Here is a 23257-nt window from a genome sequence, read left to right as displayed (position 1 = left end):
ATTCGCAGTCTCGGTCACGGGGAACGGCGATTTCTGCCTCACCAAACTCCCCTTTAATCGTTTTCTTGCTATGCCCATTGCGGCGATTGGCAGGTTTTGATGCTTGGGTTTGAACCTCTTGAGTTTCCAGGTGGGTCTTCATTTCTGCCTCTAAGCAGCGTTCTACAAGGGCTTTGGTTAATTGTTTCAAAATCCCACCTTCACCCAGCAGGTCTTCGGGTTTCTCGTAGCTTTGTAGCAGTTGGTCAAGCAGTTCAGGTTGAAAGGTCATGTGTTTCTATCTCTGGTTCAGTAGTTCATTAGATCTCAACTTCTGACCTTTGACACACTTCAATTTACAATCCCTGCTCAGCAACTCCGCACAGCTGCTTTGTAGTTCTGCATAGCTGCTTTGTAATTCCGCATAGCTCCTTTGTAGTTCTGCACAGCTCCTCAACAGTTCTGCATAGCTCCTTTGTAGTTCCGCACAGCTCCTCAACAGTTCCGCATAGCTGTTGAATGATTCTGCATGGCTCCTTTGTGGTTCTGCATAGCTTCTAAATGATGGAGCTTGTGGGCGTAGTGCACTGGAATTGTGGACGATGCGTTACGGCTAGCGCCTAACGCATCCTACGGGAGCTACTCAAATGTTAAGTTCAGGGATGTTAAGTTCTAAGTATTGCCGTTCTCTACTCCCTGACGCTTTACCTCATGCAGTATCGACGCTTTGGCCGGACAGAGTTACAGATGCCCGTGTTTTCCTGTGGTGGAATGCGCTATCAGCATTCCTGGAAAGACGTGCCGGGATGGAGCATTCCAAACGATCGCCAGAAAAACCTGGAAGCCACAATTCGGCGATCGCTAGAAGTGGGCATCAATCACATCGAAACTGCCAGAGGCTACGGCAGTTCAGAGCTACAGCTAGGGCGAATTTTGCCAAAGCTGCCGCGAGAACAGCTAGTTGTGCAAACCAAAGTGAGCCCATGCGAAGACCCTAAAGAGTTTCGCCGCACCTTTGACCAGTCCCTCTCTAACCTGCGGCTCGACCACGTTGACCTGTTAGGGTTGCACGGTATCAATACCCCTGAACTGCTACACCAAAGCATTCGTCCTGGTGGTTGTCTGGATGTAGCGCGACAGCTTCAGCAGCAGGGCAAAGTGCGGTTCATTGGTTTCTCGACTCACGCGCCAACCGACATCATTCTGCGAACGGTTGAGACTAACCAGTTCGACTACATTAACCTGCACTGGTACTACATCAATCAAATCAACTGGGCAGCAATCGAAGCGGCGACTGAGCGAGATATGGGCGTTTTCATCATCAGCCCCTCTGACAAAGGCGGAATGCTCTATCAACCGTCCCCGAAGCTAGTAGAACTGTGTGCCCCGCTCAGCCCAATGGTATTTAACGATCTGTTTTGCCTCAGCCATCCCCAAGTTCACACGCTTAGCATTGGGGCGGCGCGACCTCAAGATTTTGATGAGCATTTGAAGGCACTGCCACTGCTCGACCAGACCGATACTGTTTTGCCGCCAATTTTAAAACGGTTGGAGAATGAGGCGATCGCCCGCTTGGGCGAAACCTGGTACAAAACCTGGCACATTGGGCTACCCAAACCAGAGGAAACACCAGGAGGCATAAATATTAGGTCGATTTTGTGGCTGAGGAATTTGGCGATCGCCTACGACCTGGTTGATTTCGCTCAAACTCGCTACAACATGCTGGGCAATGCGAGTCACTGGTTTCCCGGCAACAAAGCCGATCGAGTGAAAAGTCTAGACTTGCGCCAATGTTTATCTCAGAGTCCCCACGCCGACAAAATTCCAGCCCTTTTAGAAGAAACTCACCAGCTTCTAGGCGGCAAGACGGTTCAGCGGCTTTCTCAGCAATAAGTATGTAGGGCTAAGTCGGTGAAGAAACTGTTTTCCTGGACAAATTGACTTGACTAGAGCTAACTTTCTGCACAGCGATGCAGTGACGGATACCTTGAGTTAGCGGCGTGGTAAATTCTTCGACTGTGTCAAGTTTGCCGTTAAATCGCTCAGCCGTTTGAGCCAATTCCGTTGCTTCCGCATCTGTCCACTGTCCTCGGTAGAGAACCACTGAGCCGCCCGGTTTCAGTAGCGGTAGGGCATATTCAGCGCAGGCTGAGGCAGAACCAACGGCTCTAATTAGCGCTAAATCGTACTGTTCTCGGTGTTGGCGATCGCCCCTCATCTGTTCTGCTCGCCCCACTAGCGTTTTCACATTCTCAACAGACAGTTCAGGGATGAGAGAGTCGAGGAAAGCGATTTTTTTGCGGGTTGAATCGAGTAGGGTGACGGTTGCGTGGGGTAGGGCGATCGCCACGGGCAGCCCAGGAAAACCTGCTCCAGTACCAATGTCAAGGATTTGCAAGGACGAGGAAGTTAACTCATCCGCTGGAGTTTTGTTGTCCTTCAACAGAAAAGCAATGCCTCGGAGGGAATCCCACAGGTGCTTTTCCCAAAATTCCTGCGGCTCTGTGATGCGCGTTAGGTTAAGTTTTTGGTTGCCTTCTAGAATCAGCTCATAGAGACGCTGAAATTTTGTCTGCTGCTGTTCGTCAGGCTGCCAGCCTACTGTCTCCTGCCACAGTTCAGCCATGACAGGCAAAAAAATTTTGCCTTTCCCTTCGTCCTGCATTCCTCACCCCTCATTCGTACTGTCCTAGACCTGTGGTTGGTTGTAGAAAGGGCACCCCGTGCCCTTTCTACAACCAACCACAGGAGTGAAACACAATCCCTTATTTTTCCCTATCTCACGGGCTGTGGTCTACCAATTGCCAGCTTAGCGGGATCTGCTGGAGCAAGCTCACCATGATTGAGCGTCCAGCACTGATCGGCGATCGCCAGTAAATCTCCAGCGTCGTGGGTGACAATTAGCAAACTCCAGTCTTGCTTGAGCTTTGCCAGTAAACTCACTAACTGTTGGCGCATCGACCAATCCAACCCTGCTGTGGGTTCATCTAGCAGCAGCAAATAGGGCTGACGAATCAACTGGACTGCCAGAGCTAAGCGCCGTTGCTGCCCACCGCTGAGCGAGTGAGGCGAGGTTTTTAGCGGTATGTGAGCCAGCCCAACCTGCTGAAGGGCTTGCTCGATGCGTTCTTTGCCCAGTTCAGGATGGCCCAGCCGCAGTTCATCTAGAATCGTGCTGCCGCAGAAGTGGCGCTCTGGAAACTGAAAAACCAATCCACCTAGTTGCTGAAGGTGTTCGGGTGTGAGTTCTTGACTGCGCCAGTGAATTGCGCCAGATGTCTTTTGCGCTAAACCTGCCAAAATTTCGAGTAGCGTACTTTTGCCAGAGCCGCTCGGACCGATTACCAATCCCATCTGTTTAGGCGCTAATTCTAAATTGATCGATTTCAGAATTGCGGTTGGAGTTGCAGCGGGATGATAAACCAGATTTCTAAGATAGAGCATTAGCAGTCAGGCAAGCAGCGATGTGATTTCTATACTAGTCTAGGAATTTGCAAACTTGATACAAATAGGAACCCCTTCAGGGCGATCGCGTCATAGTCGATGTCCTCAAAATTCTCTTAACCTCTGAGGTATACGCTTTTGAATGTGGATAATTGGTGCGATCCATATCCACCCAGATGCGTGAAATCCATCTGTGTACTGACGCTATACGGCGTGTTGAAACTATCTTGATTTAACTCCTTCACTACAACTTTATTGAGGCTGAATTATGACCGGAACGCCTACAACGTCTCTATCGCTACAAAAGCTCCAATCTAGAGGCATAAAAGGGCTAAAGTCTGTTTCCATTGATTTATCGCACGGACACAATAAAAAGCAACCCGTTTTAGTAGCTGCTAGACAGGCTGTGGCTACGATCGCTGGAGCAATGGCGATCGCTACCCTATGGGTCACTCCATCGCTGGCAGGCGATCCGTTTAGAGAAAGCAATCCTCGGGCGATCGATGACCAGACTGAAGCAGCTTTCAATGCGCTATTTGAGCAAGGAAACTATCGCTCGGCTGAGCAGTTGCTCCAGTCTGCCCAAACCGATGAACCGCTTGCCTATGCTATGAAAGCTTCTCTGGCTTTCATGAATGAAGATCTAGATGCCATGTCAGAGAATGCAACCCTGACCCGCGAGGCGGCTGAGCGGCTGATTGCAACAGATCCCCTAAGGGGCAACATCTATATCGCTGCTGGTCATTTTCTCGAAGGTGCCCATACGATAACCGTTCAAGGGGTCGTTAGAGGAACGCCTACTGCCCTGAGCAAACTTCAACTAGTGTTTGATAGCCTCAAGGCAGCCGAAGAAATTGACCCTACTGATCCAGAGCTAAATCTGTTGAAGGGATACATGGATTTGATGTTGGCAGTAAATTTGCCTTTTTCCGATCCAGATCAGGCGATTGAACGCCTAGAGAACTATGCGGCTCCTGAATACTTAGCGCAACGGGGGATTGCGATCGCCTACCGCGACCTTGACCAGCAAGACGAAGCTATGGCAGCCGTTGAGCAAGCCTTGCAGGCAACGCCCGATAACCCCGACCTGCTCTATCTCAAAGCCCAAATTTTGGTGCAGCAGGAAAGAGACCAGGAAAGTCTAACCTTCTTTCAGCAGGCACTAGAACGGCAAACTCAACTGCTCCCCACCCTGGCCGGTCAAATTGCCTGGGAAGCCTGCCGTGCTGACACCCGCGCGACTGGCAGAGACCAAAACTGCTCAGCGGCAAGAGATAGGGCCGAGGAGGCAAGTCAGGGATAAAAACTTTGTATGGGCTTGGCATTGCCAAGCCCCCATAGAATTCTGCTACACTCTACTGTCCCCCCGGCAGGATAGGAGTGACTCGAATATTTGGGTTAATAGGAGTTTGGCTTGGGGTTAGAGGAATGAAGGTGGGGGACAGCTCACGGGGGCGATCGCCTGCTGCAATACAGCTATTGAGAATTTCATCCGTTGGAAACCCAACCTCAGTCCGCAACCCCACAACACATTCTGAAAAGCGTTCTGGTAACAGGCTGCGACGACAATAGTCCAACACATTCAAGGCTTCTGTTGCATCAACATCAAAAGCGACATCAACCACACAAGTTGACAATTCATCTGGACGACGTACCCGCCGACAGCCCGATAGTGCGTCCGTTGCCTCAACTGCAGTCCCCGCATCAATGGCAATCACACATTCAGATAGCTCTTCAGGATTGAGAGCTGCCGCACAGGCAGCGGCGGCTTCTTCCTCAGAAATACCTGCACTCAGCAACTCATTTGCACAAGTTTGGTAATCATTACCGACAGCGGCGGCTGGAGCAGTGGACACAGTAGCCAATAACCCAGTCGCAACGAGTGGAATGGCTGCAATTCGGATCAAAAAACTGTGGTGCATGAGCAAATTTAAGGGAATTAGCTTACTAGACTGGCTTTGAGTAAAGTCTGAGCCGATTCTCTCACAGTTTCCTGAACCTGACCTCCCCCAGGTAGTCCTTCTACTGCAATTTTGCCAAACACACCCAACAACTACAGCTATTACATCGTGCGACCCTGCTACGTGACTTGCTTATAGGCTAGCGGTTTTGCCAGTTTCTGCTTGACTAGGAATTGCCTTTACGTCGCTGTAGCCCATGCTGCCTGCCACCTCGCGCAGCATCGAAATTTGCTCCTGAAAATCTAGATTTTCAATCTGGCTGAGGAGCTGGCTGATAGCTTGCGGAATTTGGTAATCATCAGGCATTCCAATAATTGTGGTGCCCATTGCCTGCGCCCAAGCAAACCAAACCATAAGCTGGTTATTTTCTTTCAACGCACCGTAGGCACGAGATAGGTCAGTATCTTCCTGATTGACGATTGCCCGCATCACGCCAAGCTGCTCGTCCTTTGACATCTCATACACATCGCCCAATAGTTGAGGCGCAAGTTCGGGTTCGGTTGCTGCTGGAGCCGCTGGAGTTACAGAGTCTCCCATCTTTGTGTAGACATAGTAGAGAAATGCCAGCTTTTCATCAGTGCCGAGCTTTGAAAATGCGTCTACCGTCTTCTGGGTTTCTTCAGGCAGATAGTCAGATGTAACAGCATTTGGGTTAGGGGACATAGATCCTCTCCAGGAAAACTTAACTTCACCTAGAAGTATCAGACTTGACTAAATCAAGTCGCCTCTCAAGAGGGAGAGTTTCATCTAACCTGGAGTAAGCCCCCTACTCTTTCCGTAGACAGAGCTATGTTACGGACCCTAGTTTGGGTAAGCTGCTTGATGAGGTTGCCATGAAGTTGATAAATCGGATTGGAACCTCTTTCAGGTCAAAGCGTCAAAGCAATGTTGAAGGATAGGAATGCAACAATGACCAAGCTTAGGGGCGATCGCTCTAGATCCCACTCCACCCACTCAATCCAATATTTTGCTCTAACAATGGGCGATCGACGACTGTCGAGTAAGGCTCTAGATCTGTGGTTACTAGCAGTCTGTTCCTGTCTATTGACGCTGCTATGCCACTCACTTACTCATCCATCATCTTTGTCTAGTAGTGCGAGTAGCACTACATCAACACCTGCTTCAACCACCACTACAAACAACTTACCCATTCAGTCAGGAGGGCAAAGGGCACCGCAGTTGTACGTTCCAGCTAAAAGCAGCGCCCCAGACCAGGAACTTAAATCGGACGCAGACGAGTAACTTTCAGGTTAAAAGAACCCAACCCTTGACCTGCGTAAGGTCTAACCCGAACAATATAGCTACCGGGTACAGTAATCCGAGCAAATAAGAGAGAGTTGGTTGTGCCATCGGGTCCGTCATCGTTCTCACCGAATGTTGCACCGTCCGGTCCAATCAAGGTAATGATGGTATCAAACTCATCAGAAGTTAGATCGATTGCCACTTGATCGCCTGCTTCAAACGTAACCAGATAATCCCGTGCAAACCCACCAAACCCTGTTGGAATATCTGAATCTGTAAGCGTATCCGTAATTTCGTTGCTACTATCCAATGGAACTGGAGTGTACATTGATTGGGCACTAGCTGAAAGCGCACTCACACCAACTGTCAGCAGTGCTGCCGGAGCCACTAAAGCAAGGCTAAACTTGGAGAATAATTTGCTCATGAAACTAGGAAATCTCAGCAGCGAAAATAGATCTTGTCAATTATGCATCATTTTTCTCTGTAAGTCCTGTTAAATGCAGATTAAAACCAGTATTGATCATCCTCTACGTTAAACATAAAAAAGATTGCCGATCGCAGTGCGATCGGCAATCTTTTTTGCCATCTCAAAGGCACAATAGGCGACTGAAATAGCGCGAACTAACTCACATTAATCCTTAATCTTCTTGGGTAGGACGAGTGCGATCCTCCAAGAACTGCTGCGTCTCTCGCTGCGGCGTATAGCTATAGCCAAACGTAGAACCATCCGAGTCATCTAAGATTTGCGGAGTCAAGATCACAATCACTTCCTGACGAGAATTTGTGCGGTCCGTGTCTCTAAAGAGGGCACCCAGCAGAGGGATGTCACCCAGGATGGGAACTTTACTCACGACAGTCCGATCTTGGTCCTGAATGATACCGGAGAGGATGAGCGTCTGACCGTCTCGTACACGCACCTGCCCAGACGTTAATCTTCTTTCGGCTAAGAGAGTAATTTCAACCAAGTTATCATCCAGTTCAACTTCCTCTACTGCAGCAGGAGCCGAGATTGAAGGAGCTACCGACAATGAGATAAATCCGTTGTCGTCAATTCGGTCAACTTGAACCTGCAAGATTAAACCCGCAGGTGTTCGCTCAACGGTTACGGTTTGAGTTCTATCATCGCCTGTCCCAGTAGTTTCAATCTCGAAGTTGGTAATTACTTCTTCGGTCAACTGCACCTCAGCCGTCTGCCCTTCTTGAACGACTAAAGTTGGATCAGTGAGGATCTTAGCATTCTGGTTTTCCACCTCAAGCTCAAGTGCGGCAACCAAGTTACGATCAATATTTGTACCAGGATCAAGAAAATCGACGGTAAGTCCCCGACCGCCACCGACACCTACGAAAGTATCGTTTATGCCGAAAGAAAAGCTGGTGGAAGCTCGGTCAAGCGCTAGGAGGTCAACATCCACAATCCGAACATTGATTGCAACTTGGCGACGGCGTACATCGAGTTGAACTAGCTGGGCAGTTGCAATCTCAACTTGATTGGGTGCACCAACCAAAGTGACGGAATTGGTACGTTCGTCACCCACTACCTGCAAGCCGCGAAGTAAAGGAGTAGAATCCTCAAAATCTACGCGCTGAGTTTCAATTCTCTCTTCCGTAAACGTTTGGGCTGACTGCTCAGTGACCGTTGCACCTCCTTCAGCACCCGTCTCAACCGGAATGGCGCTCACGAAGGTAACCTGACGCTGGCGGCTAACGGCAGTTTCAGCACCTAGACCAACCAAAAAGTTGAGGGCTGTTCCTACGGGAACCTGGTTTAACCGCAAGTTGCGAGTGACTAACTGACGGGCTTCGTTGGGGAGGCTCGGCCCAACGAAAATCGTGCGCCCTGTGCGGTTTGCATCTAGTCCACTAATCCGCAGCACGTAGTTGAAAACATCCTGGACAGGTTCATTCTCAATGTCCAGAGAAATTCTGATGTCTGAGGCAGCTCCATCGGGAGCAGCAGCAGCATCTTCTGCCTGAGATGAGTCTTGCCCGATGTAAGCAACGTTAAGGCCAGCGGCCCGGGCTAACAGAGACAGCACATCTCGCACGGGTGCATCGCGCAACACCAGACGAGGTACCAATTCTCCTGTTCCTAGGTCGATCGCTGGGGGTGAGGTGTCAACCAGAGAAACTGCAATGTCACCGACAGGTGGGGCAACTGCACGAGGTTGTAGAGGTGGGGTAAAGTTTTGCTGAGTGGGAGCTGGAATTGGAACCCCATCAATTTCAATCTGTGGGTCTGGCACTAGCACATCGTCTGGAGTTTGGGCAACGGGCTGGCGTTGTGCAACCGTTTGGGAGTCTGTGTTAGCAGCTTCTGAGGTGGCTGGGCTGGGCTGTTGTGCGACTGAGCCTTGTTCGGCAGGGCTGACACTCAGGACTACGCCTTCATTACCTTGAGAAATTTGACCAGACGGAGCTTCGGCATCGCCTGTTACGGTGACTCTGACGCTGTTCGCATCAAGTTGACTGACGACAACAGAGCTAATTCCTGGAGCAGGGCTATTTTGCAAGAAGCCGTTGCCGTCTTGCAGAGCGAGTTGGGTGTTTACGACATCGGCAACCAGTGTGTTGCCCTGGCTGACGGTAAAGATTTGAGGGCGATCGCCATCTCGCGTTTCCAAGATCACATCAACCCCTTGCCCACTAGGATTGAGCCTGACATTCGTCACCTGAGTTGCTTGAGCAAAAGCTGGTTGAGTTGCCAACAGCACCCAGGCTCCACTCGTCAAAATACTGCTGCCCAAAGCGCTACCAAGTCCAAGATGCTTCACAGTCCACTCCTCCTTCAGAAACCCTTTTAACGTTGAATTGAATCGATTATTGAGCCAGGTTAGGCTTGATGCGGTTTAACGCATCCACGAACATGCCCCTGATGGTGCAGATTTACACTTCTGTACAGATGTCTAACTAATTAGTGGCTCCCTCAACCGCTTCCCCTTCTGTCGTTCCTGCTGCGGGAGGGCTAGCAGCAGGAGCAGGGGTATTTTCTACCGGTACAAGAGCCTGTAGCTGGAAGGCAGTGGTGATACGAGTGACGGGTTGACCATTCGGCAGTAGCCTGCCTTGAGCATCAATTAGAATACTTTGTGCAGCAAAATCCAGTTCAGAATTAAGATTCTTAACGACTAGCAAAGGCTGCAATCGTTCAATGTTTCGCATAATTGACTGAGTTTGAGGAAAATCGCCTTCAAGCTCGACATCATATACACGCCGTTCTATCCGGTTATTAACTTCCGTGCCCAATGAACTATCGGTGACTACGCCAGATAATTCTTCATTTAGCTCAAACCGAGTCAAATTTGCCCTTCTATCTTCGTCCTGAATTCCAGCGTTGACTGCCTGGATGCGTTCATTCAAGTCAAGCAACAGTGTGTCAATGCTCTCTTGATTGGCAAACAGAGCAACAACATCAGCTCTCACCTGTCTAGCTTCTGCCAATTCAGCCCTTGCTTCCTGAATTTGCTGCTGACTTTCCTCACGGTTAATCAACTGGCTTTCCTTAGCAGCGACATCCTGACGCAATTCTTGGTTTCGCTGCCAAGTGGGTTGCACTAGGTTGATCAGTAAGTAGGCTGACGCACCAAGCCCCAAAAGAGCAATCAAGATCCCACTTACAGGTGGGGTGAGTCTTATGCCAAATACTGTGGGGTAATTGCCCCCAGCATCATATTCTCTTCTATCCCCTGAAGGGGCAAAATCTCCACCGACGGTCATGGCTGAATGACTCCTCTCTCTCGAAGTGCTTGAATTCTAGCCGTCAAACCGACAGCCAGTGTCCGCTCCAGGTCTTGAAACAATTCTGATGCCGGAAGATCGGTCAATTGGCTAGAAATTGTATATTGAACCACCTGGGGCAGTTCTACCTCAATGTTGTTTGACTGAATGCCTTCACCAAACTCAATTTGGGTTGGGTTATCGATGAGTTCGGCGGTTAAAAGGCGGGTCTCTTCAGCTTCTAGGAAGGGCGATCGCTTTAACGTTAGAACAAAGTCATTCACGTCGTCGAATGAACGAGCCAACCCAGAGATTTGAACGACTGAAGTGGTTGGCGGAGCCGCAGCCACTGGAGCCGCATTGGGATCGGCTGGAGCCGCATTAGGATCGGTCGGAGCAGCCGCTGGCGCAGGTTGAGCCGCAGGTGAAGGCTGACCGGCAGCTGCGGCTGTGGCGCTTTCTTCATCGCTCAGTTGCTCAATCGAACCGATCCGAACGTTGGCTGGGACGCGATCGCGAATATCCTGCAACAGTGCTGACCAGGGCTTGATCTGATTGAAGACTGACCCTAGAGCCTGAACTTCAGTATTAATCGCTGCAACCTGCTGATTAATTGTATCTACCTCAGACAACTGAGCCTGCAAAGCAGCTAGCTCAGAATCTAGCTCAGCCTGCCGCTGAGCTAAAGCCGCATTACGACTCTGCAAGAAAACCCACAGCCCGACTACAGACCCCAGCAGTAGCGCTGCAACCCCTACCCCTAAAAAGATAGGTCGAGGGCTGTCCTGGACAATACGAGGGTCGGGTCTGCCGGTTTCTGCCGGACGCTCAACCCGGTCATTCAGAAAATTGATATCCAGACTGTACATATCACCATGCCTCCCGCAAACCCAAACCCAAAACAACCCCTAGCCCTGGTCGTTGAACTGAAGGAATTTCCTGGTCTACCTCCAGCGACAGTGCCGCAACCGGATCGACCTGACTGGCAGGCAAACTTAACCGCTGAGAGAAGAATTCGTCAAGCTGCCCAATTGCCCCACCAGGACCCGCTAGCAAAAGCTGCGCTACTTCCAAGTTGTCGCCCTGGTTGAGGTAGAAATCGATCGAGCGGCGAAGTTCATCTGCTAATTCACCCAAGACCCTCAGCATTGCTGCCGTTCCAGGATTGGTTCCACCCATTTTGGGCATCCCAACGCTGTCCATCGGCATAACTGGAACCGTCATTCCTTGAAGGAGCTCGGTGCTGCGCGAAGGAGGCAAATTCATCGCCCGACTGAGCGCACTTTGAATCTGAAACGTACCGATGGGTACGGTTCGAGAGAACTGAGGAACTCCATCCACGACGATAGAGATTTCCGTGCTTTCAAACTCAATATCGACGATCGCTGCCGCTTCCTGAGGCGTAAACTGCCTAAGCTGCTCTCGAATCGTTCGGATCAAGGAGAAACTGCTGATTTCCAACGCATTAATTGTGATACCTGCTTGCTGAAAGGTGCTGATATAGGAATCAGTTACCTCTTTGCGAGTGGCCACCAGCAACACCTGCACCTTTTCGATCCCGTCTTCATCCACAAAGAAGCCGAGTTTTTGGTAGTCTACATCTGCCTCTTCACGGGGGAACGGTAGATATAGTCCGGCTTCCTGATTTAGAACCATTTCCCGCAGCTCACGATCATCTAGCTCTGCGGGTACTGGAATGATGCGGGTAACGGTGTCTCGTCCACCGGGGATAGCAGTCGCGGCGTTCTTAATTTTGACCTTGCTTTCTGCGACAACTGACTGAATGATTTCTGCCATCGTCGCAGAGTCTACGATCTGCCCTTCTTGAAAAACTCCCTCTGGAACTTCGGCAGATGCCAGAGTGACGAGCTGAAACGCCTGACCTTTTTTTCTCAGCCGCGCAATGTTGACTCGTTCGGGAGTCAACTCTATCCCGATCCCTTTAGTCTTTTTTGATAGTAAACCCTTGAAGCTGCTAAACACAGTTTTTGTCCGCTCGTTCAGAAGTTAGAAGAAGTTAGGCAATCGAATTGAGTTTAGAAACAGTCAGTGCAGCGGGATTAGCGCTAGCGCATGGTACCTAATTTAAGTCAGAATTGCCAGTCTTAGTCGAAGGATACAAACCTTAAAAGATGCCACCCTGTTACCAGCCGGTAGAAGTTTCTCTGCTGTGAAACTTACTGATTTACCAGCGATATTACACACAATTTAGAGAAAAAAGTACAGTTGAACGAAATTTATCTGAAAAAAATTGAGAAAACCACTGAGAAAATCGATTCTTTTGGCAAAGATGAGCTTGATCTTGGTCAGAATGACTTGGTTTTGGTTCGAATAATTTTGTTTTGGCTATTGCCATTGGTTAATGACTCAGACTCAGTGGCCAACGGCTAATGGTTTGTATGACTCGTAACTAAAATCTAGAACCCGGTTCCAGAGTAAGGCATGATAATGAAGCGACCTGAGAATGTCTAGTATCACTCTGGTTTTCCACCGTTTTTACATCTTTTTTTACCGTCATGAATGCTCCAGCTTTTTCAACTCACCAGGTTTGGGGGGCACCGCTGACCACCAACGCCCAACGGTTGCTGCTGCTCGGCTCAGGAGAGTTGGGCAAGGAGGTGGCGATCGAAGCAATGCGCCTGGGTTTAGAAGTGATTGCAGTTGACTCTTATGCCAATGCACCTGCGATGCAGGTTGCTCATCACGCTCACATTGTGGATATGTTGGATGGGGCAAAGCTGCGCTGGCTGGTGACTAAAGAGCGTCCGAGCCTCATCGTACCAGAGGTTGAAGCGATCGCCACCGAGACCCTAATCGAGTTGGAGCAAGAGGGCTGGCGTGTTGTGCCAACGGCCAAGGCAACCAATCTGACGATGAATCGAGAAGGCATTCGGCGGTTGGCGGCTGAAGAGTTGGGGCTAAAAACGTCGCCCTATCGGTTTGCAGAAACGGAGGCGGAGTATCGGGAGGCGATCGCGGCTATAGGTTTGCCCTGTATCGTCAAGCCCGTCATGAGTTCGTCAGGCAAGGGACAGAGCACTGTGCGTACCGAAGCTCAGATTTTGCCTGCTTGGAACTATGCTCACACGGGTGGTCGGGCTAAAAATGCCAGAGTCATTGTCGAAGGATTTGTTGATTTTCACACCGAGATCACGTTGCTAACGGTGCGATCGATTGAGGGCACTGCCTTCTGCCCACCCATTGGTCATGTGCAGGTGAGCGGTGATTATCGGGAGTCTTGGCAACCTTGTCCATTGCCGGAAGCTACGCTGGCTCAGTGTCACGACATTGGCCGCAAAATTACTGATGCTCTGGGCGGTTGGGGCATTTTTGGCGTGGAGCTATTCATTCAGGGTGAACCGGATGGAGAGCAAACCGTCTACTTTAGTGAGGTCAGTCCCCGCCCGCACGATACCGGCATGGTGACGATGATCAGCCAGAACATGTCAGAGTTTGAGCTACATGTAAGGGCGATCGCCGGACTGCCCATCGGCTCCATCGACCTGATCAAACCCAGTGCTTCTGCCGTGATTTTGGCTCCCGAAGCGGGAGAAAGTCCTCAAACGACTGGAGCTGATCGCGCACTCCAGATTCCTGAGACAAAGCTACGACTATTCGGCAAACTCACCTGCTACAAAAACCGTCGCATGGGAGTAGCTCTTGCCACAGGTGAAACGATTGAGCAAGCGAGGGAACGCGCGACCGCTTGTGCGGCTGAGGTGAAAATTTTGGTTTGAATCCCAAAAAGCTGTTTTATGGCTGAGAGAGCACAGTATAAATCCGCTAGGCTCAGGAGAACGGATGGTTTCACGACGCAAATTTTTTGCCCTGGCAGGAGCTGGAGCCGCCGGAAGCATTTTGACGGCTGCTCCACTCAAGGCGCTGTATTCCAGGGAAATTCGGGGTCAGTCAGTTCGGGGTCAGGGTTATGGTGCTCCGGTGCGTGACCCCAATGGGTTGCTAGATTTGCCTCCCGAATTCCAATATCGGATTCTTTCGCAGACCGGAAATGTGATGAGCGATGGCAATCCAGTTCCAGGCAACCCGGATGGCATGGCGGCATTTGCTGGACGCGACAACACGATCATTCTGGTTCGCAACCATGAAATGAATCTGGGCGAATGGGATAAGCCAGCACCGATCGCCCCTTCCCACAAAACCTATGACTCCACCGGACGCGGCGGCACTACTACCCTGATTTTGAATCGCGATCGTCGCATCATTCGCGATTTTGTTTCCCTGGCAGGCACGCACCGCAACTGTGCTGGAGGTGCGACCCCCTGGGGATCATGGATTAGCTGTGAAGAAGACGTCTCCACGCCAGATACGGAAGCAGTTGACGCTGCTCACGGCTACAACTTTGAGGTTTCGGCTAGCGCCACTGAACCCGTCGATCCTGTTCCGCTGGTGGCAATGGGGCGGTTTAACCACGAGGCGATCGCCGTTGATCCTGCCACTGGAATTGTGTATCAAACCGAAGATCGTCCAGACGGTTTGTTCTATCGCTTTATCCCTGATCAACCAGGCAACTTGCAGGCAGGTGGCGTGTTGCAGGCGATCGCCCTGCCCGTCCTGTCAACGCTCGACACCAGCAACCGCACCCGAACGATTTCGGTGGGACAACCAATGCAGGCGGAGTGGGTAACAATCGCTGACCCCAACCCCCCTACTGATACCGTGCGGCTAGAAGGAGCAAATTCCGGCGCAGCCCAATTTAGCCGGGGTGAAGGCATCTGGTATGGCAATGGCGAATTTTACTTTTGCTGCACCATCGGCGGCGCAACCGGGTTAGGGCAAATCTGGCGCTATGTTCCGGGCAGTACTGCTGAGCAAGGCGGCACCCTGGAGCTATTTGTTGAACCGACTGACGCAAATCACCTCAAAAATCCCGATAACATCACTCTGTCGCCATTTGGAGATCTGTTTGTTTGTGAAGATGGGAGCGATCGCCAATCTATTGTCGGAGTTACCCCCGACGGGGAGCTTTACCCATTTGCTGACAATGCGCTCAACCCCAGCGAACTTGCCGGAGTCTGCTTTGCCCCCGACGGTGAAACCCTCTTCGTCAACATCCAAAATCCTGGCATTACCTTCGCGATTTGGGGCCCGTGGAGCGGTGCATAACGCCAGCCCATTTCCCTCAAAAAAAGCAAATTGGGAACAGGGGGTGGGAAATCGGAGACATAGAACTGTATCCTATAACCTTTAACCTGTAGCTCTAGGTCAGCATCCTAGACTCGAATTCGTCGCGGTGGGTGGGAACATGGGAAGAATCAGCAAATGGAAACGGTTGGGCATCTTTGCTCTGTTAGGGCTGCTGCTAAGCTGGATGGTCAGTTGCAGTGCAGGACCACCTAATTCAGAAGCCGAATCGGGCACTCAAGAAGTTGAATTTTGGACAATGCAGCTTCAGCCAGAGTTTACCGACTATTTCAACCAGCTTATTGCCACCTTTGAGTCAGAAAATCCGGAGACAAAGGTGCGCTGGGTGGATGTGCCTTGGGCAGATATGCAAAGCAAAATTCTTACTGCTGTTTCTGCGGGTACTGCGCCTGATGTCGTGAATCTAAACCCTGATTTTGCAGCTCAACTCGCTGGTTTAAATGCCTGGTTAGATTTGGGAGACAAGATTTCACCCGAACAGCAGCAGCAATATTTGCCCAAGATCTGGGAAGCGGGTACGCTGGACGGCAAAAGCTTTGGCATTCCCTGGTATCTCACCACGAGCGTTACGATCTACAACCAGCAGCTTTTAGAACAGGCTGGCATCCCGCTTCCGGCGGCAGAAGATACGGAGTGGGAGCAGGTTTCGACTTACGAAAATCTGGCTGAGGTCGCTCGCGCGGTCAACGACGAAACGGGCAAGTATGCTTTCTTTGTGACGTTTGTGCCGGAAGATTCTGCCGAGGTGTTGCAGTCGTTTGCTCAGATGGGCGTTCAGCTTGTGGATGAGGAAGGACAGGCTGCATTCAACACCCCCGAAGGTCGAGCCGCTTTTCAGTACTGGGTGGATTTGTACAAGGACGGACTGCTACCCAGAGAGGTGTTGACTCAGGGACATCGACGGGCGATCGAACTCTATCAGTCGGGAGAAGTGGCGCTGCTGTCCTCTAGTCCTCACTTCCTAGAAACAGTCGCTACAAATGCGCCAGCGATCGCTCAGGTATCGGGTGTAGCTCCTCAAATCACGGGTTCAACCGGAGCAAAGAGCGTCGCCGTAATGAATCTAGTGATTCCGCAATCGACCGATCAGCCCGATGCCGCCGTAAAGTTTGCCCTGTTTGTCACCAACAATGAAAATCAGCTTGCCTTCGCAAAAGCTGCAAACGTCCTGCCTTCAACGGTTGAAGCACTGAAAGACGGCTATTTTACCGCTCTGCCTGCTGAGGTTACGCCTCCCGATCGGGCACGGGTGGTGAGCGCCAGCCAGATGGAAGATGCTCAGGTGTTGCTACCGCAGATTAAAGATGTGAAGAAACTGCAAGGCATCATCTACGACAATTTGCAGGCTGCTATGCTCGACCAAAAAACGGTTGAGCAGGCGATCGCTGATGCTGAGTCGGAATGGAACAATCGGTAGTCCTGAACGTAAGGGCGAACGGCCGTTCGCCCCTACAAGGAATTCTCTAATTAAATTTTCATCTGCATCATTGTGTTTCTTCAAAAACACGCCGAAAGAAATGCCCAATTAAATAGAGCGAACCGCACAAAACCGGGGTAAATTCTGTTGCCCCGGTTTTTGTTGCAGTTTGCAGAGCAGCGATCGCATCTTCACACACTTCACAACTTGCCAGGTCGGGACAAATTTCCAATGCTAGTTTTGCCAGTGCTTCCGGTTCCGCTGAAAGGTGGTCGGGGACAGGCACCAGGTAGAGGCGATCGCCCCCTCTCAGCAAAGCCTTAAACACATCGGCATGATCCTTCGTGGTCAGCATTCCCATTACCCAATGGATTGGCTGGCGCACTTTTTCGCTGTTGTCGATGTAGTGTCGCAGGGCGATCGCCGCTGCCGGGTTGTGAGCCCCATCAATTAACACGGGCTGCTCTTGCCAGGTAATCCACTGGAGCCGCCCCGGCCACTGCGTTTTGGACATGCCGCTGACGATTGCTGCTTCGGAGATCTCCCAACCTTGCTGCTGAAGAATTTGGACGGTGGCGATCGCCAGAGCAGAATTGATCAGTTGATGGGCACCGGGCAGGGGTAGGGGGAATTTGAGAGGTAAAGGGGATTGGGGGTTGGGGTAGAGAGCCCAACCAGGGGTGAAAAGTTGCGCGGCTGGAGGGTAGACAGTAGGGCAGTTAAGTTCAGCGAGGCGCTGTTTGATCACAGGTTCGGCTTCGGTGGGCAGGGGGGCGATGACAGCGGGGCAGTTGGGTTTGAGGATGCCTGCTTTTTCGCGAGAAATGTCTGCCAGGGTGGGTCCGAGACGCTGCCAGTGTTCGCGGCTGAGGGACGTGATCACACTGACGAGGGGGCGATCGCACACATTCGTTGCATCCAATCGCCCACCCAAACCAACTTCCATTACCGCAACATCAACCTGCTGCTGAGCAAAATAGAGCCACGCCGCAGCCGTAATCACTTCAAATTGAGTCGGGGATTCCTCCGGCTCCTGGATTGCAGCAATCACCTGCAACAGTAAATGGTGTAAATCGGCGACGGAGATTGGCGCTTCATTCAAACAAATCCGCTCATTCCAACTCACCAAATGAGGAGACGTATAGCGCCCAACCCGGTAGCCTGCCTCTGTCAAAATCGAGGAAAGATAGGCGCAAACCGAGCCTTTGCCATTTGAGCCAGCGACATGAATGATGGGTACTTGCTGATGAGGATTGCCTAGATCTGCCAGTAGGCGCTGAATCCGCTCTAAGCCAAGCTGCACGCCAAAGTGATTGAACTGCTCTAAAACAGCATCAATGTTGGGATGGTCTGAAGCAGAATCAAGCTCTAATTTCGATGGAACAGACTGAAAGGTATCAGGAAGTTGCACTGGGATAGAAAAATATAAACCTCTATCTTAAGGTGCAACTGCGTGGATCTGAAAGTGCAGGCTGTACCCTTGGCCGACGGTTAAACTTTCCCTCGTCTTTCCTAGCGATCGCTGACATTTCCTTCCCGCAATATTCCGGAAGGACGAAACAGCACTGCGTTTCCACTACAAGCAATTGAGAGTTGAGAATCGGCAAACGCAACTCCAACGCTTCCCTATGCCCTCGGCTGTTTTAGTTGATGCTGCATAAACTTTAGTGGACAAAAGCCCCATGTTTCAAATTCGGTTTCAAACCATCAACTACCGTCCTGACCTGCAAATCACCTTACGCAACAATGTGGATGGCTGGGACCAAGATATTCCCGGCATCTATGAGAATGATGAGTGGCGATTTGATCTGCCCGAAGCTCGTTACGATGGCGGCATGACATTTAAGTTTGTGCTGGAACAAACTTACTGGATGAATCAGCCTAACTTGTTTCTAGTGCCTGTGCTGGGTGGTAATTACATTTACACCGAAGCGCAAGTCACCTTTCCACCCCGTCAGGAAATGGTAGTGGAAAACTCTCATGTGCAGCAGTTATTTTTTCAACCCAATTTAAATGAGGCAGACCTATTTGATGTAATCGTCGTCGGTTCTGGTATCGGCGGTGGCATTCTGGCAGACCAGCTTTCTGATCTAGGTATGAAGGTACTGGTGCTGGAAGCAGGCAGCTATCTGTTTCCTAGCCATGTGGCAAACTTGCCCCGCCAACATCGCGTGGGGCAGTTTGATAAACACGTTTGGGGACTCTATGATGAGTTTAAAATTGACAACTATGCCAACGCACCCGGTTCTAACTTCATTGGTGGGCAGGCGTTCAACCTGGGTGGGCGATCGCTCTTTTGGGGCGGGCTAATTCCCCGAATGCTGTCCTGGGAAATGGATCAGTGGCCAACCCAAATCAAATGGTATCTGGAAGACAGCGGCTATCAGCGGGCTGAAGATCTGATGAACCGCGTTCCGCAGGCTCCCTCAAACTATCATCAACAGGTGAAGCGATCGCTGCGGACTCAATTTCCTGATTTCAATCACTTTGATGCACCAATGGCAGTGCAATACAGCAACGGCAGCTTGATTCCCAACGGCATGTTTTCTACTGCTGACCTGTTGATGGAGTCAAAGCTAACGGATAATCCTGCTGGTGATGGCAACCTTTCGATTAACCTGAATCATGCCGTCGTGGAGCTACAAACCACCGGAACTTCAGTAACGGGAGTAGTCGCCTATGACCTGATTGCTCAGAAATATCGTACCTACCAATCTAAAACTGTGGTGCTGTCAGCAGGCACCATAGAGAGCACTAAGATTGCTCAACTCAGTGGACTGCTCGACCCCAACGGCAAGATTGGCGTGGGAATCACTGACCACCCGATTTACTTCACTCACTTTGCTGTTCCGGCAAACTCACCTTTCTTTAGCGCTATCGACTCCAGCAAAATCCTGTTACAACACAAGTCCATTTCAGCCGATCAACACGCCTTCAACATGGTGCTAGAGCTAGGAGCAGACTTTAATCAGGGGCGCTATGTGGACGATGACATTCTCGTACAACAGCAAATGTTGAGAAATAACATGATGCTGTGTGAACTGGTGTTTCTATTTAATGTGCCACTGATGGAGACGAACACCGTTCAACAAACGGGACCGTCTTTTGTCAAACCTGTGGTGCAGATGCAGCGTAGCCCAGAGAGCGATCGCTTCTTAGGTGAAGCAAATGCGTTGAAAGATCAGGTGATTGCTACGTTAGGTGGTGTACCACTACCCAACAACAACTTGGACTTAAAGCAAGCTGGATTGGGTGGCGTTGCCCATGAAGTCGGCACACTGCGAATGGGCGCTGATAACAGTGGAGTGGTGGACACCGATCTGAAATTCCTCAGCTATGACAACCTTTATGCCTGTGACCTGTCGGTCTTTCCCACTTCCCCAGCGGCAAACCCAACACTGACGTTAGCAGCCTTAGCGATTCGTCTAGCAGATCACCTCAAACAGGTCGTTGCCTGAGTTTAGCGGTAGGGGCGAACAGACGTTCGCCCTTACAGCAGGCAATATGTTTCAACAGGTCTATTACAATAGCTGAGCATCCTATCTAGCGAGAATTATCAGCATTGTGTCCAAGTCATTTAAGCATCTAGACACCATCACTGCTTTGTTTGTGACGGTGTTGCTGATTTCAAATATTACGTCTACCAAAATTGTCAACCTGGGTCCATTCACCTTCGATGGCGGGACGATTTTGTTTCCGCTAAGTTACATCTTTGGCGATGTGCTGACAGAAGTTTATGGCTATGGGCGATCGCGCAAAGTAATCTGGCTCGGCTTTATCTCAGCCTTGCTATTGTCTATCACTTTAATTGTGGTAGGGGCATTGCCGCCTGCCGCAGAGTGGACTAACCAGGAAGCTTACGAGAAAATTTTAGGGTTGACTCCTCGCATCGTAGCTGCCAGTCTAGTGGCTTACTTTGCAGGTGAGTTTTCTAACTCTTTCATTTTGGCAAAGCTCAAGATTCTCACGGGTGGCAGACAGCTTTGGGTGAGAACTATCAGTTCTACGCTGATCGGGCAGCTCGTAGACACCACCATTTTTATCCTAGTTGCCTTCACCAACGTGGTTCCCAATAGTCTGCTGCTGACGCTGATTGTTTCAAACTATTTGTTTAAGTGCGGCGTGGAAATTCTCTTTACTCCCGCAACTTATTGGCTCACGAGTTGGCTTAAGCAACAGGAACGGGAAGATTACTACGACACGGACACAAACTTCAATCCGTTTCACCTTTCCAGTTTTGGTAGGGTGCGTTAGCGACAGCGTAACGCACGAAGAAAAGAGTGATGCATTACGCTATTGCTGACCCATCCACGCAATCTACGATGTGAGCTAGGTTGGCTGTTCGAGGAGCGGCAGGTTAACGGTGAATGTTGCTCCCTTGCCTTCGCCTGCGCTTTCAGCTTGAACGGTACCGTCGTGTAGCTCAGTGAGATGGCGGACGATCGCCAGTCCTAAGCCTAAGCCGCTATAAGATCGGGTGGTGCTGCTGTCTGCCTGACGGAAGCGATCGAATACATAGGGCAAAAAATCGGGTTCAATGCCGATGCCGTGATCGATCACTTGAATCTGAGCAAAGCTTTTCTCGTCATCTTGCTGTTTGGTCAAACGAACTCTGATCTTGCCCTCTTCTGGTGAGAATTTGATCGCATTAGACAGCAGATTTCGTAAGATTTGTCGCAACCGTCCTGAGTCTCCCGCAGTATTTGCGGCAGTTGCATCAAACTCAGTTTCAAACTGAATTGACTTAGATTCAGCAATGGGGTGAAGGGAATCTAGCACGCTTGTAATGAGCTGAATCAGGTCAATGGGCTGAAGTTGAAGACGCAGTTTCCCTTGAATGATTAAGGAAACATCTAGAATGTCTTCGACTAACTCTGCCTGAGATTTGGCGTTGCGCTCGATGGTTTCTAAAGCGCGAAGGGTCTTTTCTGCATCAAAGTCCTTGGTTAGCAACAGACGCGACCAGCCCAGGATGGCGTTCAGGGGAGTGCGAAGTTCGTGGGAAAGCACTGCTAGAAATTCATCCTTTAGCCGATTGGCGGTTTCTGCTTCGCGACGGGCGACCTGCTCTTGGATAATCTGAGCGCGGGCGGTTTCGGCTTGTTTGCGCTCAGTGATGTCTTCCAGAGTGCCGACGTGTCCAACTAAGGTATCCACATTGGAAAGCATGGGAGAGGAGCGGAGATGCAACCAGCAAGTACTGTCCTGTCGCTGCAACCGAAATTCATCTGAATATTCATGTCCGTCTCGGAGATGAGTCAGCCAGTTGGCGATCGCCCTTTCCTGATCTTCGGGGTGGACAAAGTCCAGCCAGCCTTGACTGGAGTTATCTTGCAGGTTAAAGCCACAAATTTCTTGACAGCGGGGGTTGGCGTAGGTGCAGTGCCCCTCTATGTCGGTGAGGAAGATGCCAACCGGAGAGCAAGCGCTGAGCGTGCGAAATCGCTCTTCGCTCTGCCGCAGTTCGGCATTGATGGCTGCTAGTTCTAAGCCCTGGCGCTGGACTTCTAACGTTTTCTTGTAGAGGTCTACAAAGACGGACACCTTAGAACTCAGGATGACCGGGTCAATCGGTTTAAACAAATAGTCTACGGCCCCCAGAGAATAGCCTTTGCACATGAGGCTATCGCTGGTGCTAAAGGCCGTGAGGAAAATGATTGGGGTATGGTGCGATCGCTCTCTCTGGCGAATCATCATCGCCGTCTCAAATCCATCCAGCTTGGGCATCTGCACGTCCAGCAAAATTACCGCAAAATCCTGATAGAGCAGGTATCGCAAAACGTCTTCGCCCGAATTGGCTTTAACCAGGTTTTGCCCCAACCCTTCCAACACAGCTTCTAGCGCGATTAAGTTTTCCGGTTCGTCATCTGCCAGGAGAATATTGACTTGGGTTTCAGACTGCATGAACTTACGCCAGTTTTGGAAATTGGGGGCTAGCGATCAGGGATTGGGGATGCAGAACGGTAGGACATTGTGTCAAAGGACTCGCCAACCCACCTCAATTACTCAACAAATTAGAAGACTCATTCACCAAGCTTAAAGATTCACTCGCTAAACTCAAAGTTTAATCGGTCAGGGTTAAAGATTTGTTCATAGGCTCAAAGATTTACTCGCGAAGCTCGGAAGTTCATTCATGCAGCTTACAGCCGTTTTCAGATGAGTCAGCCACATCGTAGGGGCGAACGGCCGTTCGCCCTTACAAAAGATTGTGGTTTATCCAAGTGAAACCCGCTGTAAGAATTCGTCGGTGAACATGAGGGATTTATTCGCCAACCTCAAAGCTTTATTGGTGAAGCTCTAAGGTTTATTTACGAAGCTCAAAGCTTCATTCACGAGT

20 protein-coding genes are annotated in these 23257 nt (G+C 50.4%); 8 read left to right on the top strand and 12 right to left on the bottom strand.

What is annotated here, in order from left to right:
- Positions 1-271 (bottom strand): transposase (locus tag H6G00_RS04585; RefSeq protein WP_190795801.1); only part of this gene is annotated, 271 nt, incomplete at its 3' end.
- A gap of 419 nt (positions 272-690) precedes the next feature.
- Here H6G00_RS04585 and H6G00_RS04580 point away from each other — a divergent pair.
- The gene (locus H6G00_RS04580; protein WP_190795800.1) at positions 691-1872 is read left to right on the top strand and encodes an aldo/keto reductase; all 1182 of its coding nucleotides are present in this window, start codon (positions 691-693) and stop codon (positions 1870-1872) included.
- Between the two features lie 10 nt (positions 1873-1882).
- Here H6G00_RS04580 and rsmG read toward each other — a convergent pair whose 3' ends face one another.
- Both rsmG and H6G00_RS04570 read right to left on the bottom strand, forming a co-directional pair.
- Positions 1883-2644 carry a 16S rRNA (guanine(527)-N(7))-methyltransferase RsmG gene (rsmG, locus tag H6G00_RS04575; protein ID WP_190795799.1) on the bottom strand — a complete coding sequence of 254 codons (762 nt, stop codon included), beginning with the start codon at positions 2642-2644 and terminating at the stop codon, positions 1883-1885.
- 110 nt (positions 2645-2754) lie between these two features.
- Positions 2755-3423, bottom strand: a complete 669-nt coding sequence (locus tag H6G00_RS04570; protein ID WP_190645637.1) for an energy-coupling factor ABC transporter ATP-binding protein — start codon at positions 3421-3423, stop codon at positions 2755-2757.
- Between the two features lie 268 nt (positions 3424-3691).
- On the opposite strand from H6G00_RS04570, the gene H6G00_RS04565 reads away from it, so the two are divergent.
- A complete protein-coding gene (locus H6G00_RS04565) occupies positions 3692-4726 on the top strand; it encodes a Sll0314/Alr1548 family TPR repeat-containing protein (protein ID WP_190683452.1) in 1035 nt (344 codons plus the stop codon).
- A 52-nt stretch (positions 4727-4778) separates the two neighbouring features.
- On the opposite strand, the gene H6G00_RS04560 is transcribed toward H6G00_RS04565, so the two are convergent.
- On the bottom strand, positions 4779-5345 hold the full coding sequence (locus tag H6G00_RS04560; protein ID WP_190795798.1) for a hypothetical protein: 567 nt from the start codon (positions 5343-5345) through the stop codon (positions 4779-4781).
- 171 nt (positions 5346-5516) lie between these two features.
- Positions 5517-6047 carry an orange carotenoid protein N-terminal domain-containing protein gene (locus tag H6G00_RS04555; protein WP_190645634.1) on the bottom strand — a complete coding sequence of 177 codons (531 nt, stop codon included), beginning with the start codon at positions 6045-6047 and terminating at the stop codon, positions 5517-5519.
- 246 nt (positions 6048-6293) lie between these two features.
- Between H6G00_RS04555 and H6G00_RS04550 the strand changes: the two genes are divergently transcribed.
- Complete coding sequence (locus H6G00_RS04550; RefSeq protein ID WP_190795797.1) at positions 6294-6626, top strand: hypothetical protein; 333 nt, start codon at positions 6294-6296, stop codon at positions 6624-6626.
- Here H6G00_RS04550 and H6G00_RS04545 read toward each other — a convergent pair.
- The 5 genes from H6G00_RS04545 to pilM all read right to left on the bottom strand — a co-directional run bounded on the left by H6G00_RS04545 (position 6604) and on the right by pilM (position 12323).
- Positions 6604-7050, bottom strand: a complete 447-nt coding sequence (locus H6G00_RS04545; RefSeq protein ID WP_190795796.1) for a PPC domain-containing protein — start codon at positions 7048-7050, stop codon at positions 6604-6606. The genes H6G00_RS04550 and H6G00_RS04545 overlap by 23 nt on opposite strands.
- Positions 7051-7264: 214 nt before the next feature.
- A complete protein-coding gene (locus tag H6G00_RS04540) occupies positions 7265-9397 on the bottom strand; it encodes an AMIN domain-containing protein (protein ID WP_347278147.1) in 2133 nt (710 codons plus the stop codon).
- Positions 9398-9533: 136 nt separating this feature from the next.
- Entirely contained in the window at positions 9534-10340 is an 807-nt protein-coding gene (locus H6G00_RS04535) for a pilus assembly protein PilO (RefSeq protein ID WP_190795795.1), read from the bottom strand.
- The gene (locus tag H6G00_RS04530; RefSeq protein WP_190795794.1) at positions 10337-11209 is read right to left on the bottom strand and encodes a PilN domain-containing protein; all 873 of its coding nucleotides are present in this window, start codon (positions 11207-11209) and stop codon (positions 10337-10339) included. The genes H6G00_RS04535 and H6G00_RS04530 overlap by 4 nt, the downstream gene beginning before the upstream one ends.
- 1 nt (position 11210) lies before the next feature.
- The gene (gene pilM, locus H6G00_RS04525) at positions 11211-12323 is read right to left on the bottom strand and encodes a type IV pilus assembly protein PilM (protein ID WP_190795793.1); all 1113 of its coding nucleotides are present in this window, start codon (positions 12321-12323) and stop codon (positions 11211-11213) included.
- A gap of 533 nt (positions 12324-12856) precedes the next feature.
- On the opposite strand from pilM, the gene purT reads away from it, so the two are divergent.
- The 3 genes from purT to H6G00_RS04510 all read left to right on the top strand — a co-directional run bounded on the left by purT (position 12857) and on the right by H6G00_RS04510 (position 16920).
- Positions 12857-14077: a formate-dependent phosphoribosylglycinamide formyltransferase gene (gene purT, locus H6G00_RS04520; RefSeq protein WP_190795792.1), complete on the top strand. Its 1221-nt coding sequence runs from the start codon at positions 12857-12859 to the stop codon at positions 14075-14077.
- A gap of 64 nt (positions 14078-14141) precedes the next feature.
- Positions 14142-15464, top strand: a complete 1323-nt coding sequence (locus H6G00_RS04515) for an alkaline phosphatase PhoX (RefSeq protein WP_190795791.1) — start codon at positions 14142-14144, stop codon at positions 15462-15464.
- A 139-nt stretch (positions 15465-15603) separates the two neighbouring features.
- Positions 15604-16920 (top strand): sugar ABC transporter substrate-binding protein, encoded by a 1317-nt coding sequence (locus tag H6G00_RS04510; protein ID WP_190795790.1) that lies wholly within the window; start codon positions 15604-15606, stop codon positions 16918-16920.
- A gap of 67 nt (positions 16921-16987) precedes the next feature.
- Here H6G00_RS04510 and H6G00_RS04505 read toward each other — a convergent pair whose 3' ends face one another.
- Complete coding sequence (locus H6G00_RS04505; protein WP_347278149.1) at positions 16988-18259, bottom strand: folylpolyglutamate synthase/dihydrofolate synthase family protein; 1272 nt, start codon at positions 18257-18259, stop codon at positions 16988-16990.
- 343 nt (positions 18260-18602) lie between these two features.
- Here H6G00_RS04505 and H6G00_RS04500 point away from each other — a divergent pair, with 343 nt between their 5' ends.
- Positions 18603-20378, top strand: a complete 1776-nt coding sequence (locus H6G00_RS04500; protein WP_190795788.1) for a GMC oxidoreductase — start codon at positions 18603-18605, stop codon at positions 20376-20378.
- A 106-nt stretch (positions 20379-20484) separates the two neighbouring features.
- Positions 20485-21174: a queuosine precursor transporter gene (locus H6G00_RS04495; RefSeq protein WP_190645623.1), complete on the top strand. Its 690-nt coding sequence runs from the start codon at positions 20485-20487 to the stop codon at positions 21172-21174.
- A 75-nt stretch (positions 21175-21249) separates the two neighbouring features.
- Here H6G00_RS04495 and H6G00_RS04490 read toward each other — a convergent pair whose 3' ends face one another.
- Positions 21250-22824, bottom strand: a complete 1575-nt coding sequence (locus H6G00_RS04490; RefSeq protein WP_190795787.1) for an ATP-binding protein — start codon at positions 22822-22824, stop codon at positions 21250-21252.
- Positions 22825-23257: the final 433 nt, after the last annotated feature.

It is taken from the genome of Leptolyngbya sp. FACHB-541, assembly GCF_014695875.1.
Taxonomy (GTDB): domain Bacteria; phylum Cyanobacteriota; class Cyanobacteriia; order Elainellales; family Elainellaceae; genus JAAUTN01.
This window is presented reverse-complemented; position numbering and strand designations above follow the sequence as displayed.

Excerpts from the sequence above, each read along its gene's own strand:
- H6G00_RS04570 (WP_190645637.1), bottom strand. The coding sequence starts at position 3,423 with ATGCTCTATCTTAGAAATCTGGTTTATCATCCCGCTGCAACTCCAACC.
- H6G00_RS04535 (WP_190795795.1), bottom strand. The coding sequence starts at position 10,340 with ATGACCGTCGGTGGAGATTTTGCCCCTTCAGGGGATAGAAGAGAATAT.
- H6G00_RS04565 (WP_190683452.1), top strand. The coding sequence starts at position 3,692 with ATGACCGGAACGCCTACAACGTCTCTATCGCTACAAAAGCTCCAATCT.
- H6G00_RS04560 (WP_190795798.1), bottom strand. The coding sequence starts at position 5,345 with ATGCACCACAGTTTTTTGATCCGAATTGCAGCCATTCCACTCGTTGCG.
- H6G00_RS04490 (WP_190795787.1), bottom strand. The coding sequence starts at position 22,824 with ATGCAGTCTGAAACCCAAGTCAATATTCTCCTGGCAGATGACGAACCG.
- H6G00_RS04555 (WP_190645634.1), bottom strand. The coding sequence starts at position 6,047 with ATGTCCCCTAACCCAAATGCTGTTACATCTGACTATCTGCCTGAAGAA.
- purT (WP_190795792.1), top strand. The coding sequence starts at position 12,857 with ATGAATGCTCCAGCTTTTTCAACTCACCAGGTTTGGGGGGCACCGCTG.
- H6G00_RS04500 (WP_190795788.1), top strand. The coding sequence starts at position 18,603 with ATGTTTCAAATTCGGTTTCAAACCATCAACTACCGTCCTGACCTGCAA.
- H6G00_RS04550 (WP_190795797.1), top strand. The coding sequence starts at position 6,294 with ATGACCAAGCTTAGGGGCGATCGCTCTAGATCCCACTCCACCCACTCA.
- H6G00_RS04545 (WP_190795796.1), bottom strand. The coding sequence starts at position 7,050 with ATGAGCAAATTATTCTCCAAGTTTAGCCTTGCTTTAGTGGCTCCGGCA.
- H6G00_RS04530 (WP_190795794.1), bottom strand. The coding sequence starts at position 11,209 with ATGTACAGTCTGGATATCAATTTTCTGAATGACCGGGTTGAGCGTCCG.
- H6G00_RS04580 (WP_190795800.1), top strand. The coding sequence starts at position 691 with ATGCAGTATCGACGCTTTGGCCGGACAGAGTTACAGATGCCCGTGTTT.
- rsmG (WP_190795799.1), bottom strand. The coding sequence starts at position 2,644 with ATGCAGGACGAAGGGAAAGGCAAAATTTTTTTGCCTGTCATGGCTGAA.
- H6G00_RS04510 (WP_190795790.1), top strand. The coding sequence starts at position 15,604 with ATGGGAAGAATCAGCAAATGGAAACGGTTGGGCATCTTTGCTCTGTTA.
- H6G00_RS04515 (WP_190795791.1), top strand. The coding sequence starts at position 14,142 with ATGGTTTCACGACGCAAATTTTTTGCCCTGGCAGGAGCTGGAGCCGCC.